A 17,813-nucleotide genomic window follows, 5' to 3' on the forward strand; every position below is an offset into this window, starting at 1 on the left:
CGGCCCCCGAGGCGGTCGTACGGCGGCGGGGGGACGAGCTGTTCCCTCCGGCGGCCGCGCCCCCGGAGGAACCGGCCGCGGCGGAGGAGGGGGCCGAGGGGCCGGCGTACGGGGAGCCGGGGGCTCCGCCGGGAGCCGCGGAGCGGGGGAAGCCGCCCGGGGCGCGGGCCCGACTGGCGGCGGTGCTGCGGGACCGGACGCCGGTCTGGGTGCGGACCCGGGTCGGGCTCGAACCGAGGGCGCTGGGTGCGCTGACGGTGGTTCTGGTGGTGGCCGCGGCGCTCGCGGGCGGCTACTTCTGGGCGGGGCGGCCGGAGCCGGTGCGCGCGCCGGAGGTGGTGCGGGCCGCGCCGGTCGCCGCGGCGCCCACGGGACTTGCGGCTCCCGGGGTCCCTGCGGCACCTGCGGTTCCTGGCACGAGGGCCGGGCCGGGGGCGGTGGCGGGGGTCGTGCCGGGTTCCGCCGGGGGCGGGGCGCGGGTGATCGTGGACGTCGGGGGCAAGGTGCGCAGGCCCGGGGTGCTGACGCTGCCGGCGGGGTCGCGGGTGGCGGACGCGCTGCGGGCCGCCGGAGGGGCCGAGCCCGGGGCCGATCTCACCGCACTCAACCGGGCCCGGGTGCTCTTCGACGGCGAGCAGGTACTCGTGGGGGTGCCGGGGGTGCCGGGGGTGTCGGGGGTGCCGGCCGGTGGCTCCGGCGGTGTCGTCGGTGGCGGGGTCGTCGGACCGGGAGGCGGTGCCGGCGGCGGGCCCGGGGTGCCGTTGAGCCTCAACGCGGCCACGGTCGAGCAGCTCGACACGCTCCCGGGCGTCGGCCCGGTCCTGGCCCGGCACATCGTCGACCACCGTGCGCAGCACGGCGGCTTCCGCTCGGTGGGGGAGCTGCGGGAGGTCAACGGCATCGGCGAGCGCCGGTTCGCCGAACTCGAACGGCTGGTGCGGCCGTGAAGTCGGACGGGGCGGATCAGGACGACCGGGGAGCCGGGCCTCCGCGCCGGGAGGAGGGGCCGGCCGATCTCCGGCTCGTACCGCTCGCGGTGGCGGCGTGGGCGGCGGCGGCGATCGCGGTCGGGGTCGCCGGGTGGTGGACGGTGGCGGGAGTCGCGGTCTGCCTGGTGGGAGGCGGTGTCCTCCTGATGCCCGCGGTGGCGCGGCGGTTCGGCGGGGCGACCCGGTCCGGTGGAGCCGACGACGGGGCCGGCGGGACGGGCGGGCCCGCTGAGGCGCTCGGGACGGTGGGGACGGGGTTTCGGGGCGCGAGCGGATCGCGGTGGGGGGCCACGGCGTTCGCCGGGGTCCTGCTCTGTGCCGCGGCCGGGGCCGCCTCGGCCGGGCTGCACGCGGCGGACCTGCGGCGGGGGCCCGTGCCGGTCCTGGCGCGGGAGTACGCGCGGGCGCAGCTGGAGGTGACGGTGACCTCCGATCCGCGGCTGACCCGGCCACGGGTGCGGGGCAGCGAGTCGGTGCCGGTCTCCGTCGTCCTGGACGGCGAGGTGACGCGGGTCGAGCGCTCGGACGGGACGGCCCACCGGACGCGGGCGCCGGTGCTGCTGATCGTGCCGCCGGGCGAGGGGAGGGCCGAGTGGCTGCGGCTGCTGCCCTCCACGCGGCTACGGGTCGCCGCCAGGGTCGCGCTGCCCGGGGATTCCGGGGATCCCTTCGCCGCGGTGCTCAAGGCGGGTGCGGGGCCGCCCCGGATCATCGGGCCGCCGAGCACGCTGCAGCGGACGGCGGGGGAGTTGCGCGCCGGTTTGCGGCGGGCGACCGAGGGTCTCGACCCGGACGCCCGGGCTCTGCTGCCCGGGTTGGTGGTCGGGGACACCTCGCGGATCGGCCCCGAGCTGCGGGACGCCTTCGTGGCGACCGATCTCACCCACCTTCTGGCCGTTTCTGGAAGCAATCTGTCGGTCGTGTTGCTCCTGCTGGTCGGAAGGCCCGGGCGGGCGCACCTGGTCGAGCGTGGCGGGCTCGCGCCGAGACTGGGGATGTCGCTGCGGGGCACCGCGGTGGCCGGCGGAGCGCTGACGCTCGCCTTCGTGGTGGTCTGCCGGCCCGATCCGAGCGTGCTGCGGGCCGCGGCCTGCGGACTCGTGGTGCTGCTCGCGATCGCCACCGGTCGGCGGCGGTCGCTGATTCCGGCGCTGGCGGCGGCCGTGCTGCTGCTGGTGCTCTACGACCCCTGGCTCGCGCGGAGTTACGGGTTCCTGCTCTCGGTCCTCGCCACCGGGGCGCTGCTGACGGTGGCTCCGCGGTGGAGCGGGGCGCTGCGGCGGCGCGGGGTGCCGGGGGGTCTGTCGGAGGCCCTGGCGGCTTCCCTGGCGGCGCAGGCGGTGTGCGCTCCGGTCGTGGTGGTGTTCGCCGCCCGGGTGAGTCTGGTGGCGATCCCGGCGAACCTCTTCGCCGAGCTGGCGGTGGCGCCCGCGACGGTGTTCGGCTTCGCCGCCCTCGCCGCGGCGGCGGTCTGGATGCCGGCGGCGGAGGGGCTGGCGTGGGTGGCGGGGTGGCCCGCCGGGTGGATCGCACGGGTCGCCCGTACGGGTGCGGCCCTGCCGGGGGCGGAGGTGAGCTGGCCGGGCGGCTGGTGGGGCGGATTCGCGCTCGCCCTGCTGACCGCGCTGCTGGTCGTCGCGGCGCGCAGACTGCCGTACCGGGGGCCGGTCGCCGGGCTCGTCGTCGTCCTGCTGCTGTTCGCGGTCGTGCGGCCGGCGCCGTTGACGCGCTGGGTCACGGGATGGCCGCCGCGCGGCTGGGTGTACGCCATGTGCCAGGTGGGGCAGGGGGACGCGACGGTCCTGGCCGCGGGCGGTGACGCGGCCGTCGTGGTGGACGCGGGGCCCGATCCCGTGCCGGTCGACCGGTGCCTGCGGGACCTGGGGGTGCGCAGGGTGCCGCTGCTCGTGCTGACGCATTTCCACGCGGACCATGTGGCCGGGCTGCCGGGGGTGTTGCGCGGGCGAGCGGTGGGGGCGATCCAGACGACGGGTCTGGAGGAGCCGCCGGCCCAGGTGGCGTTCGTGCGGCGGACGGCGGCGGCCGCGGGGGTGCCGTTGATCCGGGCGGGCCTGGGGGAGCGACGCAGGGTGGGGGCGCTGGAGTGGAGTGTGCTCTGGCCCGCCGAGGGAGGTGGGGCGGCGGGGCGCGGGCGACCGCCCGGCGGTTCCGGTGGCTCCGGTTCCGGCGGTTCCGGTGGGGCGAACGACGCCAGCGTCGCGCTGCTGGTCCGGGCCGCGGGCGGGCTGACGCTCCTGCTGCTCGGCGACCTCGAACCGCCGGCTCAGCGGGACCTCCTGCGGGCCCACCCGGGACTCGCGCCGGTGGATGTGCTCAAGGTCGCCCATCACGGCTCGGCCCATCAGGATCCCGGGCTGATACGGGCCGTGCGCCCGCGGCTCGCGCTGGTGTCGACGGGGCGCGACAACCCGTACGGGCATCCGTCGCCCCGGACGGTGGCGGCGTTGCGGGACGGCGGGGCACGGGTGCTGCGGACCGACCGGGACGGGGCGATCGCGGTCGTCGGGGCGGGGCCGGGGCTGGTGGCCGTGCCGAGGGGAGGGTGACCGTCCACGGGGAGGGCGGTGTCCCGCGGACAGATGCTTGTAAAGAAGTCTTTCTAAAGATACCTTCTCATCATGCCGGAGGAGATCATCGACCCGCGATCCGGAGGCGAAAAGCCCCGCACCGTCCGCCTCACCGACCCGCGAGCCCTGCGGGCCTACGCCCACCCGCTGCGGATGTCGCTGGTGGGGCTGCTGCGCAGCAGCGGCCCCTTCACCGCCACCCGGGCCGCCGAGCTGACCGGCGAGTCCGTGGCCAGCTGCTCGTACCACCTGCGGATACTCGCCAAGTACGGGCTCGTCGAGGAGGCGCCGGGCGGCCGGGGGCGGGAGAAGCCCTGGCAGGCCACGGCCCGGTACACGGAGTGGCCGGAGTACAGCGAGGACCCGTCGGTCGCCCAGGCCGCCGACGCGCTGAGCGCCGCCGTCGCCGAGCAGTACTTCGAGCGGGTCGCCCGAGCCATGGAGAAGAGGCACCTGCTGCCGAGGGAGTGGCGCGAGGCCGAGCAGTTCGGCGACTCCCTGCTCCATCTCACCCACGAGGAACTGGCCGAGCTCGGAGCGGGCATCGACGCGCTGCTCCGGCCGTACGAGGCGCGCGCGTCCGACCCGTCCCTCCGCCCGGAGGGCGCCAAACCCGTCAGCGTCCTGCGGATCGCCTACCTGGACCCCGACGTCCCCGACAGCGAGAAGGAGTGAGCGGGATGGCTCTCGTGGACCGCATACCGGCACTGCTCCGCGAGCGGACCTTCCGGAACTACTGGACCGGTCAGACCGTCTCCCTCGCCGGGGACCAGATATCCCTCATGGCGATACCGCTCGCCGCCGTCCTCGTGCTCGGCGCCGACGCCGCCGCGATGGGCTGGCTCAAGGCCGCCGAGCTCCTGCCGGCGCTGCTGCTCAACCTGCCGTTCGGCGCATGGGCCGACCGGCAGACCAGCCGCAGACGGGCGATGATCGCGGCCGACGCCGGGCGGGCGGCACTCGTCCTGAGCCTTCCCGCGGCCCACCTGCTCGACCTGCTGACCCTCACCCAGCTGTACGTGGTGGCGTTCGGGATCGGCGCGCTCACCGTGCTCTTCGAGGTCTGCAACACCACGCTGTTCGTCGCGCTCGTACCCGCCGAGCGCTATGTGCAGGCGAACTCGCTGGTGAACGGCAGCCGTTCGACGGCCTGGCTGGCGGGTCCGGGGATCGGCGGACTGCTCGTGCAGTTCCTCACCGCCCCCTTCGCCCTGGTCGCGGACGCCCTGACCTACCTGGTGTCGGCGGGATACCTGGCCCGGATCAAGCCCGTCAAGCCCCCGCCGGCCCCCGTGGCCAAGGGGCACTTCACGGAGGGGCTGCGCTGGGTGGTCCGGGAGCGTTCGATGCGGGCGCTGTTCGCCGCCTCCGGCACGGTCCAGTTCTTCAACTACATGTTCCACACCCTCTTCGTGCTCTATGCGACCACCGCGCTCGACCTCGGCGCCGGACTGCTCGGCCTCGTCCTCGGGGCGGGCGCCGTGGGCGGCCTCCTCGGAGCGGTCGTCAGCGGGGCCGTCGTCCGGCGGATCGGCATCGGGGGGTCGCTCGTCGCCGGCTTCCTCGGGTTCACCCTGCCCCTCGTCCTGATCCCCCTCGCCGCCGGGCCGCTGCCGCTCGTGGTGCTCGTCCTCTTCGTGGCCGAATTCCTCTCCTGCGTCGGCGTGATGATCGTCGACATCGCCGCGGGATCGTTCCAGATGGCACTGATACCCGACGCCGTGCGAGCCCGGGTGATGGGCGCCTTCCGCACGCTCAACCACGGCTTCCGACCGCTCGGCGCGCTCGTCGGCGGCTTCCTCGGCACCGCGATCGGGCTGCGCCCGACGCTGTGGATCGCCACCGTCGGGGCCGTCTTCGCCGTGCTCTGGCTGCTGCCCTCGCCGCTGCCCCGCATGCGGGAACTCCCCTCCCCGAAAGAGGAGTCGGAGCCCGTCGCGCGGGCGGCGGGAGGGGACGGCCGACCGGGCAGACTGGCGGAATGACCACGCGACCGACGGCTCCCGTCCCCTCCGAGTCCTCCTCCGGGCGCCCGGACCCCTCCGCGCCCTCCGCCGCCCCGGCTCCCGCCTCCGCCCCCGTTCCCGGCGAGGACTTCGTCCCCGCGCCCGCGGACGTCCTGGCCTACCTCCGGCGCATCGGCGCGCAGCGACCCGACCGCGCGGACGCGGACGCCCTGCGCGACCTGCATCTGCGCCATCTGCGCACCGTGCCGTTCGAGAACCTCTCGATCCACCTCGGCGAGGACATCGTCCTGGAGGAGAAGGCCCTGCTCGACAAGGTGATCGGGGCGCACCGGGGAGGGTTCTGCTACGAGGTCAACACGGCGTTCGCCGTGCTGCTGCGGGGTCTCGGCTACCGGGTGTCGCTGCTCCAGGCGCGGGTCTTCGGGCCCGAGGGGCGGCCGGGCATCCCGTACGACCACATGGCGCTGCTCGTGGAGACGGCGGACGGGGAACGCCTGATCGCCGACGTCGGCTTCGGCGACCACAGCCACTTCCCGGTCCGGTACGACGACCGCGGGGACCAGGCGGACCCGGGCGGCGTCTTCCGCCTCGTGGACACCCCCGAGGGCGACGTGGACGTCCTGCGGGACGGCAAGCCCCAGTACCGGATGGAGGTCCGGCCGCGCAGCCTCGCCGACTTCACGGCCGGCGCCTGGTACCACCGGACCTCGCCCGACTCGCACTTCCCGCGGAGTCTCGTCTGCTCCCTGCTGACCGAGGAGGGCCGGATCACCCTCAGCGACCGGAAGCTGATCACGCGGGCCGGCGGCGAGCGCGACGAGCGGATCCTCGACGGCGAGGACGAGGCGCGGCGCGCGTACCGGGACCTGTTCGGGATCGAACTCGACGTGCTGCCGGGCGTTCGCGGTGGAATTACCGATTCGAACCCTCGGTAACTGTTGCTCACCCCATGACCGGTTTGCGTCGAACGCCCCCACGGTGATCGAATGCGACTTCGTTGCATAGTGAACGAGTCGCACGGGGGTGCGTGAAGAATGTTCGATCGTCTCTTCGGGAAGCGGCCGACGGGCGCGTTGCGCGGCGGCCCGCTCGCCGGCCTCGCCGTCCCCGCCTCGGCGGGGATGCTGAGCTGCCGGGTCCTCGACCCCGTGCACGAACCCGTCCGGCAGGCCGAGTTCGTCCTCAGCGACGCCGCCGGGCGCAAGGTGGTCGCGGGGGAGACCGACCCGTACGGCACCGCGCTCGCGACGGTGCCGGCGGGCGAGTACCGGCTCGCGGTCACCGCCGAGGGGTACACCCCGCACCACGCGAGGGCCGTCGTCACCGAGGGCGGGCACACCGGCCTCGACGACGTGCTGCTGCAGGTCGCGCCGCTGCCCCAGCTCCCCGAGCCGGGCGAGTGGGAGATCGACCCGACGCACTCCCGGATCGGCTTCACCGCACGCCACATCGGACTCGCGCGGATCCACGGCCGGTTCGACGACTTCGCCGGTGCGGTGCGGATCGCCGACCGCATGGAGCACTCCGCGATGCACGTCGTCATCGACGCGGCCTCCATCGACACGGGGGTGCAGATGCGCGACGACCACCTGAGGTCCGGCGACTTCCTCGACGTCGGCGCGTACCCGACGCTGGAGTTCTTCAGCGAGCGCTTCACGCACAGGGGCGGCAACCGGTGGGCCGTCACCGGGGCGCTCACCCTCCACGGGGTGAGCCGCACCGTCACCCTCGACACCCGGTACCTGGGCCTCGGCAGCGGCCTGGAGGGCGAGACCCGGTGCGCCTGCCGGGCCACCACCGAACTGCACCGGGAGGACTTCACCCTCACCTGGCAGACGCTGCTCGCGCGGGGGATCGCGGCGGTGGGGTCGAGCATCAGCATCGATCTGGACGTCCAGATCGTGCCCAAGGGGGTCGGGCGGGGCTGAGGGCCGGCGCGGGCCGCCCCATGGTCTAGGCCGTCTCTTCCGGATCTTGCCTGACCCGCGCCGCCCGGCACCGCACCTCGCCGCGTTGTCGAGATACCCGGGTACGTCCAGTACGCGGGTACCTCTCCGCCTTGCGATGCACGGCACCGGACGACGCGGGCTTGACCGGCAAGATCCGAAAGAGACGGCCTAGGGGGCTTCCAGCCAGCCCTCGTACTCCGCCGCCAGGGAGTCCAGGGCCGACGGGTCGAGCCGGCCGTCCGGGTCCTCGACGACCACCAGCCACTGGGCGTCCTCGGCGTCGTCCTCCCCGGCCAGGGAGTCTCGGACGAGCTGCGGCTCCTCGGCGACGCCGAAGCGGTCGGGGAGTTCGCCGGCGACCTCCTCGGCGGCGTCGCGGTCGGGGAGTACCAGTACGTGTCGTTCGCTCACCCCGTCATTCTCGGGCATCGCGGGGCTGTCGGTGGTCCGTGGGATGCTGGACCGCGATGGCCACCAGAAAGACTTCCCCCGAAGACCTCCTCGGCCCCGTGACGATCGCCGTGGGCCAGGAGGACCTGCTCCTCGACCGTGTCGTCCAGGCGGTGGTGGCGGCCGCGCGCGCCGCCGACGCCGACACGGACGTCCGCGACCTCACGTCCGACCAGCTCCAGCCCGGCTCGCTCGCGGAGCTCACCAGCCCGTCGCTGTTCGCCGAGCGCAAGGTGCTCGTCGTGCGGAACGCGCAGGACCTGTCCGCCGACACGATCAAGGACGTCAAGGCGTACCTCGACGACCCGGTCGAGGACATCTCGCTCGTCCTGCTCCACGCCGGCGGCGCCAAGGGCAAGGGGCTGCTCGACGCCGCGCGGAAGGCGGGGGCGCGGGAGGTGGCCTGTCCGAAGACGACGAAGCCGGCGGAACGGCTGACGTTCGTGCGGCAGGAGTTCCGGACGCTGGGGCGTTCGGCCACGCCCGAGGCCTGCCAGGCGCTCGTCGACGCCATCGGCAGCGATCTGCGGGAGCTCGCCTCCGCGGTCGCGCAGCTCACGTCCGACGTGGACGGGACGATCGACGAGGCCGTCGTCGGGCGGTACTACACCGGCCGCGCCGAGGCGTCCTCCTTCAACATCGCGGACCGTGCGGTCGAGGGCCGGGCGGCGGAGGCCCTGGAGGCCCTGCGGTGGTCGCTCTCGACCGGGGTCGCGCCGGTGCTCGTGACGAGCGCGCTGGCCCAGGGCGTACGGGCGATCGGCAAGCTGTCCTCGGCGCGGGGCGGCCGGCCGGCGGACCTGGCGCGGGAGCTCGGCATGCCGCCGTGGAAGATCGACCGCGTGCGGCAGCAGATGCGGGGCTGGACCCCCGACGGGGTCGCGCTCGCGCTGCGCGCGATCGCGGAGGCCGACGCGGGGGTGAAGGGCGGCGGGGACGACCCGGAGTACGCCCTGGAGAAGGCGGTGGTCGCGGTGGCCCGGGCGGCGAGGATGCGGCGCGGGTAGGTGGTGCCGGGGCGCGTGGCGCCTCGGTGCGGGGTGGGAGGCGGGGCGGTCGGTGGCCAGGGCGGATTCCCCACCCCACCCCTTCCCGAAACCCTGCCGGGGGCTGGTGGGCCGGTGGGCTGGTGGAGTCGGTCGGGCCGGTGGGCAGGCCGAGCCGGTGGGGCTGGGAGACCCGGTGGGGCTGGTGGTGCGGAGGTGGTCGGCGTGCCGCCGTCCGCCTCCGGCGGCCGTGAACGCCGCCGCCCGGCACCCCCGGCCTTCCGTGCCCGCTCCCGGCCTCGGGCCTTCCGCGCCCCGCTTCCGGCCCCGGCGGCCTCCCGGCCGCGGCGCCAAGCCTCCCGGCCGCGGCTCCGACCCGCCCGTGCCCCGCTTCCGGCCCCGGCGCCAAGCCTCCCGGCCCCGGCGGGCTCCCGGCCGCGGCGCCAAGCCTCCCGGCCGCGGCTCCGACCCGCCCGTGCCCCGCTTCCGGCCCCGGCGCCAAGCCTCCCGGCCCCGGCTCCGACCCGGCCCGTCCGTGCCCCGCTCCTGCCCCCGGTTTCCGTGAGTCGGCCCGGGGCGTTCCCTGGTGTCGAAGCCCGCCCCCGCCCCGTCTTCCCCCGCGCACGCCGAAGGCCCCGCTCGCTCCTGGGGAAGGAGGGAGCGGGGCCTTCGGTGTTGAGCCGGTGGGCTCGCACCCGCGTGGCGAACGCGTCCGCGTGCGAGTCCTGGGTGGCCGGGTGGGAGCGGGAGAGAGGGCCCGCTGGGTCCCGTGCGGCCGGTTACATCAGAGCTCAGCCCTGGAGAGCGGCAACCTTGGTGGCCAGCGCCGACTTCTTGTTGGCGGCGGCGTTCTTGTGGATGACGCCCTTCGAGACAGCCTTGTCGAGCGCGCGGGAGGCGGCGCGGGAAGCCACGGTGGCCTTCTCGACGTCACCCGCGGCGACGGCCTCGCGGGCCTTGCGGATCGCGGTCTTGAGCGAGGACTTGACGGCCTTGTTGCGCAGGCGCGCCTTCTCGTTCGTCTTGTTCCGCTTGATCTGGGACTTGATGTTCGCCACGAAAAGAGCCTTTACAGGTTCGATGTTCCTTCTGAATGTGTCTCGCAGGCTGAGAGGGCACACGAGGCACAGCTGTCCACGGTATCAGCCACTCTCGTGCCCGCCCAAACCGGGCGCCGGGCGACGGGCATGGGACCATGGAGCCTACGTATCGATCCGACATCGCCCCGAGACGAGACCCTGCGTGCCCGCGACTCCTACCAACGTGCCCGAGCCGAGCCGTACCGACCCGGCTCTGATCCGTAACTTCTGCATCATCGCGCACATCGACCACGGCAAGTCCACGCTCGCCGACCGGATGCTCCAGCTGACCGGTGTGGTCGACCAGCGGCAGATGCGTGCCCAGTACCTCGACCGCATGGACATCGAGCGGGAGCGCGGCATCACGATCAAGTCCCAGGCGGTCCGGCTGCCGTGGGCGCCGACCGAGGGGCCGGGTCAGGGCAGTACGCACATCCTGAACATGATCGACACCCCCGGGCACGTCGACTTCACGTACGAGGTGTCCCGGTCGCTCGCGGCCTGCGAGGGCACGATCCTGCTGGTCGACGCGGCCCAGGGCATCGAGGCGCAGACGCTGGCCAACCTCTACCTGGCCATGGAGAACGACCTCACGATCGTTCCCGTGCTGAACAAGATCGACCTGCCGGCGGCCCAGCCGGAGAAGTTCTCCGAGGAGCTGGCCAACCTCATCGGCTGCCAGCCGGAGGACGTCCTCAAGGTCTCCGCGAAGACCGGTGTCGGCGTCGACGCGCTGCTCGACCGGGTCGTCCGGGACGTCCCCGCCCCGGTGGGCGTCGCCGACGCCCCCGCGCGCGCGATGATCTTCGACTCGGTGTACGACTCGTACCGCGGCGTCGTGACCTACGTGCGTGTGGTCGACGGCCAGCTCAACAAGCGCGAGCGCATCAAGATGATGTCGACCGGCGCCACGCACGAGCTGCTGGAGATCGGCGTCTCCTCCCCGGAGATGACGCCGTCCGACGGTCTCGGCGTCGGCGAGGTGGGCTACCTCATCACCGGTGTGAAGGACGTCCGCCAGTCCAAGGTCGGTGACACGATCACCTCCCTGAACAGGGGCGCCACCGAGGCCCTCGGCGGCTACAAGGACCCGAAGCCGATGGTCTTCTCGGGCCTCTACCCGCTGGACGGCTCGGAGTACCCGGACCTCCGCGAGGCCCTGGACAAGCTGCAGCTCAACGACGCCGCGCTGGTCTACGAGCCGGAGACCTCCGCCGCGCTGGGCTTCGGCTTCCGCGTCGGCTTCCTCGGGCTCCTCCACCTCGACGTGATCCGCGAGCGGCTGGAGCGCGAGTTCGGGCTCGACCTCATCGCCACCGCCCCCAACGTGGTCTACCGCGTGGTCATGGAGGACGGCAGCGAGCACACGGTCACCAACCCGAGCGAGTTCCCCGAGGGCAAGATCAGCGACGTGTACGAGCCCGTCGTACGCGCCACGATCCTCGCCCCCAGCGAGTTCATCGGCGCGATCATGGAGCTCTGCCAGACCCGTCGAGGCACCCTGATCGGCATGGACTACCTCTCCGAGGACCGGGTCGAGATCCGCTACACCCTGCCCCTGGCCGAGATCGTCTTCGACTTCTTCGACCAGCTGAAGTCCAAGACGCGCGGTTACGCCTCCCTCGACTACGAGCCCACCGGCGAGCAGGCCTCCAGCCTGGTCAAGGTCGACATCCTGCTGCACGGCGACAAGGTCGACGCCTTCTCCGCCGTCACCCACAAGGACGCCGCGTACGCCTACGGCGTGCGGCTCGTCGCCAAGCTGCGCGAGCTCATCCCGCGGCAGGCGTTCGAGGTGCCGATCCAGGCCGCGATCGGCTCCCGGGTCATCGCCCGCGAGACCATCCGGGCCATCCGCAAGGACGTCCTCGCCAAGTGCTACGGCGGTGACATCTCCCGTAAGCGGAAGCTGCTGGAGAAGCAGAAGGAAGGCAAGAAGCGCATGAAGATGGTCGGCTCGGTGGAGGTGCCCCAGGAGGCCTTCATCGCCGTCCTGTCGAGCGACGAGTCCTCGGGCAAGAAGAAGTAGCAGGGGCGCCCACGAAGCTGCCCTGTGCATGCAACGGGTCCACGTGCCTAGTGCGCGTGGGCCCGTTCGTTATCAAGCGACGCGCTGCAGGCCCTTACGCGCCGGACCTCGGGCCTTTAGTCTGATCCCGGCTCGAAGGTTACTCGCCAGTTAGTTACGAACCGCCAGAAGGCACCGCCGCCGCCCGGAGGACGTCGTGAGCGACACACAGACCCAGATCGAGAACCGGCCGCCCTCCGTGGCGACCCTCTTCCTTGAGCGCGTCGAGCGGACTCCGGATGCGGAGGCCTACCGCTACCCGGTGCCCGCCGCCTCCGGAACCGGCCCGGACGACTGGAAGTCGCTCAGTTGGGGGCAGGCCGCGGAACGGGTCTACGCGATCGCCGCCGGCCTCGTCGACCTGGGTGTCGCCGCCGAGGAGCGGGTCGCCCTCGCCTCCTCCACCCGGGTCGAGTGGATCCTCGCCGACCTGGGCGTGATGTGCGCGGGCGCCGCGACCACCACGGTCTACCCGCAGACCAACGCCGAGGAGTCGGCGTTCATCCTCTCGGACTCCGAGTCGCGGGTCCTCATCGCCGAGGACGCCGCCCAGCTCGCCAAGGCCGTCGAGCGCCGCGCCGAACTGCCGAACCTCCGCCACGTCGTCGTCGTGGACGCGACCGGGGTGGAGAGCGACGGCCAGTTCGTCCTCACCCTCGCCGAGCTGGAGGCGCGCGGCAGGGCGTACCTGGAGAAGCACCCCGAGGCCGTGAAGGAGCGGGTCGCGGCGATCACCGCCACGCAGCTCGCCACCGTCATCTACACCTCGGGCACCACCGGCCGCCCCAAGGGCGTCCGCCTCCCGCACGACAACTGGTCGTACATGGCCAAGGCCATCGCCGCCACCGGCCTCGTCACCCAGGCCGACGTCCAGTACCTGTGGCTGCCGCTCGCCCACGTCTTCGGCAAGGTCCTCACCTCCGGCCAGATCGAGGTCGGCCACGTCACCGCCGTCGACGGCCGGGTCGACAAGATCATCGAGAACCTGCCGGTCGTCCAGCCCACCTACATGGCGGCCGTGCCCCGCATCTTCGAGAAGGTCTACAACGGCGTCGCCGCCAAGGCCCGCGCCGCCGGCGGGGCCAAGTACAAGATCTTCCAGTGGGCCGCCGGCGTCTCCCGCGAGTACGCGCGGACCAGCCAGGACAACTTCCGCCGCACCGGCACCGCCTCCGCGCCCTTCGGCCTCACCGCCAAGCACAAGGTCGCCGACGCGCTCGTCTACGCCAAGATCCGCGAGGCCTTCGGCGGCAACCTCCGCGCCTGCATCTCCGGATCCGCCGCGCTCGCCCCCGAGATCGGCTACTTCTTCTCCGGCGCCGGCATCCACATCCTGGAGGGCTACGGACTCACCGAGACCTCCGCGGCCTCCTTCGTCAACCCGGGCGAGGCCTACCGCACCGGCACCGTCGGCAAGCCGCTCCCCGGCACCGAGGTCCGGATCGCCGACGACGGCGAGATCCTGCTGCGCGGCCCCGGCGTCATGGAGGGCTACCACGGCCTGCCCGAGAAGACGGCCGAGGTCCTGGAGTCCGACGGCTGGTTCCACACCGGCGACATCGGCGAGCTGTCCGCCGACGGCTACCTGCGGATCACCGACCGCAAGAAGGACCTGATCAAGACGTCCGGCGGCAAGTACATCGCGCCGGCCGAGGTCGAGGGCCAGTTCAAGGCCGTCTGCCCGTTCGTCTCGAACATCCTCGTGCACGGAGCCGACCGGAACTTCTGCACCGCCCTGATCGCCCTCGACGAGCCTACCCTCCTCGGCTGGGCCGCCGACCACGACCTCGCGGGCAGGTCGTACGCCGAGGTCGTCGCCGACCCGAAGACCGTCGAGATGGTCCAGGGCTACGTCGACCGTCTCAACGAGGGCCTCCAGCGCTGGCAGACGATCAAGAAGTTCCGGCTGCTGCCGCGCGACCTCGACATCGAGCACGGCGAGCTGACCCCGTCGCTGAAGCTGAAGCGGCCGGTGGTGGAGCGCGAGTACAAGGCGCTCATCGAGGAGATGTACGCGGGCTCGCGGGAGTCCTGACGCCGCCCGCGCGGGGCCCGGCCCGCCCCCTGTGGAGAGGTTGTCCACAGGCCGGACGTCCACCCCGGGCAGTACGGGACAATGGGGCTCATGCCTTCCGTACTGCCCGATGGTGAGTCCGTCCCCGACGACGGGGCGCTGCCCCCGCACGCCCTGGAAGGGGCCGGGGAGCGTCCGCTCGGGTTCTATCTGCACGTGCCCTACTGCGCGACGCGCTGCGGGTACTGCGACTTCAACACCTACACGACCGGCGAGCTGCGGGGGACCGGCGGCGTGCTCGCCTCCCGGGACAACTACGCCGACCAGGTCGTCGAGGAGATCCGGCTCGCCCGCAAGGTCCTCGGGGACGACCCCCGGCCGGTCCGGACCGTCTTCGTGGGCGGCGGCACGCCCACGCTGCTCGCCGCCGGCGACCTCGTACGGATGCTGGGGGCCGTCCGCGAGGAGTTCGGGCTCGCCGACGACGCCGAGGTGACGACCGAGGCCAACCCCGACTCCGTGGACCCGGCCTACCTGGCGGAGCTGCGCGCCGGCGGGTTCAACCGGATCTCGTTCGGCATGCAGAGCGCCAAGCAGCACGTCCTGAAGATCCTCGACCGCACGCACACCCCGGGCCGCCCCGAGGCCTGCGTCGGGGAGGCGAGGGCCGCCGGCTTCGAGCACGTCAACCTCGACCTGATCTACGGCACCCCGGGGGAGACCGACGACGACTGGCGGGCCTCCCTCGACGCGGCCCTCGGCGCCGGACCCGACCACATCAGCGCCTACGCGCTGATCGTCGAGGAGGGCACGCAACTCGCCCGCCGCATCCGGCGCGGCGAGGTCCCCATGACCGACGACGACGTCCACGCCGACCGGTACCTGATCGCCGAGGACGTCCTCTCCGCGGCCGGTTTCGCCTGGTACGAGGTCTCCAACTGGGCCACCTCGGAAGCCGGCCGCTGCCTCCACAACGAGCTGTACTGGCGCGGTGCCGACTGGTGGGGCGCGGGCCCCGGCGCCCACAGCCACGTCGGCGGCGTCCGCTGGTGGAACGTCAAGCACCCCGGGGCGTACGCCGCCGCGCTGGCCGCCGGGAAGACCCCCGGGGCCGGCCGTGAGCTGCTCTCCGAGGAGGACCGGAGGGTCGAGCGCGTCCTCCTCGAACTGCGGCTCAAGGAGGGCGTCGAGCTGTCCCTCCTCAAGCCGGCGGGCCTCGAAGCCTCCCGCAGGGCCCTCGCCGACGGGCTCCTGGACGCCGGTCCCTACGCGGCGGGCCGGGCGGTGCTGACCCTGCGCGGGCGCCTGCTCGCCGACGCCGTGGTGCGGGACCTCGTCGACTAGAGCCGTTCCGGCGAGCGCGCCGGGTCCGCGGCAGGGTGGCCCCGCCCGGCCGTCCCCGGACCCGGCGGCACCGCTCGGGCCGCCGTCAGCATCCGGCGGGACGGCAGGGCGACGAGCAGCGCGACCAGGACGAGCAGGGTGCTCACCCACGGCGGGCCGAGCGGGCCCGCTCCGGCCCGGAGGGCGAGGGCGGCGACGAGCGGCCCCGCGGCGGCCCCGGCGTTGAGCGCCGCGGTCGCGTACGAGCCCGCCATGGTGGGGGCTCCCGCGGCCTCGTGCAGGACCCGGGCGATCAGCGTGCCGCCCAGCGCGAACGACCCCGCGCCCTGCAGGAACACCAGGGCGAGCAGCGCCGCCGGCTCCTCGGCCAGCAGGGCCAGGGCCGGCCAGCCGACGAGCAGCAGCGGCCCGGCGACCGCGACGACCCGGCCCGGGTACGGGTCGGACCACCGCCCCGCGAGGGTGATCCCGGCGAAGGAGCCGAGCCCGAAGAGCACCAGGGCGACCGGCACCCACAGCGCGTCGAGACCGGCCGTCCCGGTCACGACGGGGGCCAGGAAGGTGAAGCCCGCGAAGGTCGCCGCGTTCACCAGGGCACCGAGCAGCATCACCACGAGCAGCCGCGGCCGCCGGAGCCGTGCCAACTCCGCGCGCAGGTCCGGCACCCCGGCCGTGTCCTCCCGCGCGGCGCGCGCGGGCAGGCCCAGGAGCACGCCGAGGGCCGCGGGCAGGCAGAGGAGGGCGACCGCCCAGAACGTGACCCGCCAGCCGAGCAGGGTGCCGAGCAGGGACCCCAGGGGGACTCCGGCCACGGTGGCCAGCGTCGTGCCGGACAGCAGGACGGCCAGCGCGCGGCCCGCCCGGTCCGGCGGCACGAGCCGGGTGGCGGTGGTCAGGGCCAGGGCGAGGAACCCGGCGTTCGCGACGGCGGCGACGACCCTGGTGGCGAGGAGGACGGCGAAGCTCCCCGTGACCGCGCCCAGCACGTGCGCCGCGGCGAACACGAGGACGAGGCCGAGGAGGCCGGAGCGCACCGGCCAGGAGCGGGCGAGCGCGGCCAGGAGCGGTGCGCCGACGACCATGCCGACCGCGAAGGCCGAGGTGAGCAGACCGACGCTGCCGACGGGGACGCCGAGGTCGGCGGCGATGTCCGGCACGAGGCCGGCGAGCATGAATTCGGATGTGCCCATGGCGAAGACCGCCAGGGCGAGCAGGGGGAGCGTGAGGGGCATCGAGTGGCTCCGGGGTTCCGTGGTGAGGAAATGACGGCAGAGGCATCTCGTCACCGCGGTCAGCACCCACGGGCCCCACGCCCGGCCGCGTGGTGCGGCGGGAGGGCGCGAGCCATCGGCCGTACGACCCGGGCGGGGCCGTACGGAGCGGACTCATTGGTCCGGGAGAAGGCGGGGGGCGAGGGGGCTGACGGCGTGACCGAAAGCCCCCGACGTGTCCGACTCGGGGCTCGACATGCCGGGCACGCTACCCGACCGCGCCCCGCCGGGGCACCCCCGTTCCGGTGGGCCCGGACTCAGCCCCCCCGGGGCCGGCTCCGGCGGATCCCTACGGCGCCGTCACGAAGTCGATCAGCTCCTCCACCCGGCCCAGCAGCTCCGGCTCCAGGTCCTTGTACGAGGTCACCCGCGACAGGATGTGCTGCCAGGCGGCGCCGGTGTTCGCGGGCCAGCCCAGGGCCTCGCACACGCCCGTCTTCCAGTCCTGCCCCCTGGGGACGCGGGGCCAGGCACGGATGCCCACCGACGCCGGCTTCACCGCCTCCCAGACGTCGATGTACGGGTGGCCCACGACCAGCACGTCCGGCGAGGTCACCTGGGCGGCGATCCTCGACTCCTTCGAACCCGGGACCAGGTGGTCCACCAGGACGCCCAGGCGGGCGTCCGGGGCGGGGTCGAACTCCGCGACGATCGACGGGAGGTCGTCGACGCCCTCCAGGTACTCCACGACGACTCCCTCGATGCGGAGGTCGTCGCCCCAGACGCGTTCCACCAGCTCGGCGTCGTGCCGGCCCTCCACGTAGATCCGGCCGGCGCGCGCCACGCGGGCCCGCGCCCCGGGGACCGCCACCGAGCCCGAGGCCGTCCGGGTGGGACGGGCCGGCCCGGCCGACGGGCGGACCAGGGTCACGACCCGCCCCTCCAGGAGGAAGCCCCGCGGGTCCAGCGGGAACACGCGGTGCTTGCCGAAGCGGTCCTCCAGGGTCACCGTCCCCGCCTCGCAGCCGATCACCGCCCCGCAGAAGCCCGTGGTGACCTCCTCGACGACCAGGTCGCGGTCGGCCGGGACCTCGGGAACGGGCGCCGAGCGCTTCCAAGGGGGTGTCAGATCCGGGTTGTAGCTGCGCATGGGGTCGCTTCCTGTCCG

14 protein-coding genes are annotated in these 17,813 nt (G+C 73.8%); 10 read left to right on the top strand and 4 right to left on the bottom strand.

The window, feature by feature from the left end; all coding sequences use genetic code 11:
- Positions 1–182 precede the first annotated feature (182 nt).
- The 6 genes from ACY0MR_RS24445 to ACY0MR_RS24470 all read left to right on the top strand — a co-directional run bounded on the left by ACY0MR_RS24445 (position 183) and on the right by ACY0MR_RS24470 (position 7,472).
- Positions 183–947 carry a ComEA family DNA-binding protein gene (locus ACY0MR_RS24445; protein WP_473555356.1) on the top strand — a complete coding sequence of 255 codons (765 nt, stop codon included), beginning with the start codon at positions 183–185 and terminating at the stop codon, positions 945–947.
- On the top strand, positions 944–3,556 hold the full coding sequence (locus tag ACY0MR_RS24450; protein WP_473555358.1) for a ComEC/Rec2 family competence protein: 2,613 nt from the start codon (positions 944–946) through the stop codon (positions 3,554–3,556). Before ACY0MR_RS24445 ends, ACY0MR_RS24450 begins: the two co-directional genes overlap by 4 nt.
- Before the next feature lie 72 nt (positions 3,557–3,628).
- Positions 3,629–4,252: a winged helix-turn-helix domain-containing protein gene (locus ACY0MR_RS24455; RefSeq protein ID WP_473555359.1), complete on the top strand. Its 624-nt coding sequence runs from the start codon at positions 3,629–3,631 to the stop codon at positions 4,250–4,252.
- A gap of 5 nt (positions 4,253–4,257) precedes the next feature.
- Complete coding sequence (locus ACY0MR_RS24460; RefSeq protein ID WP_473555361.1) at positions 4,258–5,562, top strand: MFS transporter; 1,305 nt, start codon at positions 4,258–4,260, stop codon at positions 5,560–5,562.
- Positions 5,559–6,479 (top strand): arylamine N-acetyltransferase family protein, encoded by a 921-nt coding sequence (locus ACY0MR_RS24465; RefSeq protein WP_473555364.1) that lies wholly within the window; start codon positions 5,559–5,561, stop codon positions 6,477–6,479. Before ACY0MR_RS24460 ends, ACY0MR_RS24465 begins: the two co-directional genes overlap by 4 nt.
- A 99-nt stretch (positions 6,480–6,578) precedes the next feature.
- The gene (locus ACY0MR_RS24470; protein ID WP_388798901.1) at positions 6,579–7,472 is read left to right on the top strand and encodes a YceI family protein; all 894 of its coding nucleotides are present in this window, start codon (positions 6,579–6,581) and stop codon (positions 7,470–7,472) included.
- 189 nt (positions 7,473–7,661) lie between these two features.
- Here ACY0MR_RS24470 and ACY0MR_RS24475 read toward each other — a convergent pair whose 3' ends face one another.
- Complete coding sequence (locus tag ACY0MR_RS24475; RefSeq protein ID WP_388798905.1) at positions 7,662–7,922, bottom strand: hypothetical protein; 261 nt, start codon at positions 7,920–7,922, stop codon at positions 7,662–7,664.
- A 38-nt stretch (positions 7,923–7,960) separates the two neighbouring features.
- Between ACY0MR_RS24475 and holA the strand changes: the two genes are divergently transcribed.
- Positions 7,961–8,950, top strand: coding sequence for a DNA polymerase III subunit delta (gene holA, locus ACY0MR_RS24480; protein WP_388798908.1), 990 nt, complete (start codon positions 7,961–7,963; stop codon positions 8,948–8,950).
- Positions 8,951–9,720: 770 nt separating this feature from the next.
- Here holA and rpsT read toward each other — a convergent pair.
- A complete protein-coding gene (gene rpsT, locus ACY0MR_RS24485) occupies positions 9,721–9,987 on the bottom strand; it encodes a 30S ribosomal protein S20 (protein ID WP_030317512.1) in 267 nt (88 codons plus the stop codon).
- A 184-nt stretch (positions 9,988–10,171) separates the two neighbouring features.
- On the opposite strand from rpsT, the gene lepA reads away from it, so the two are divergent.
- The 3 genes from lepA (at position 10,172) to hemW (ending at position 15,434) form a co-directional block, all read left to right on the top strand.
- Complete coding sequence (gene lepA, locus ACY0MR_RS24490; RefSeq protein ID WP_473555366.1) at positions 10,172–12,037, top strand: translation elongation factor 4; 1,866 nt, start codon at positions 10,172–10,174, stop codon at positions 12,035–12,037.
- A 196-nt stretch (positions 12,038–12,233) separates the two neighbouring features.
- Positions 12,234–14,111 (top strand): AMP-dependent synthetase/ligase, encoded by a 1,878-nt coding sequence (locus ACY0MR_RS24495; RefSeq protein WP_403313271.1) that lies wholly within the window; start codon positions 12,234–12,236, stop codon positions 14,109–14,111.
- Between the two features lie 81 nt (positions 14,112–14,192).
- Positions 14,193–15,434, top strand: a complete 1,242-nt coding sequence (gene hemW, locus ACY0MR_RS24500; RefSeq protein ID WP_473555369.1) for a radical SAM family heme chaperone HemW — start codon at positions 14,193–14,195, stop codon at positions 15,432–15,434.
- Here hemW and ACY0MR_RS24505 read toward each other — a convergent pair.
- Positions 15,431–16,666 carry a Cmx/CmrA family chloramphenicol efflux MFS transporter gene (locus ACY0MR_RS24505; protein ID WP_473555372.1) on the bottom strand — a complete coding sequence of 412 codons (1,236 nt, stop codon included), beginning with the start codon at positions 16,664–16,666 and terminating at the stop codon, positions 15,431–15,433. The two genes, hemW and ACY0MR_RS24505, sit on opposite strands and share 4 nt — an antisense overlap.
- Before the next feature lie 328 nt (positions 16,667–16,994).
- Positions 16,995–17,795, bottom strand: coding sequence for a DUF3097 domain-containing protein (locus ACY0MR_RS24510; RefSeq protein WP_361849544.1), 801 nt, complete (start codon positions 17,793–17,795; stop codon positions 16,995–16,997).
- Between the last annotated feature and the right edge of the window lie 18 nt (positions 17,796–17,813).

It is taken from the genome of Streptomyces sp. JN8, from assembly GCF_055808075.1.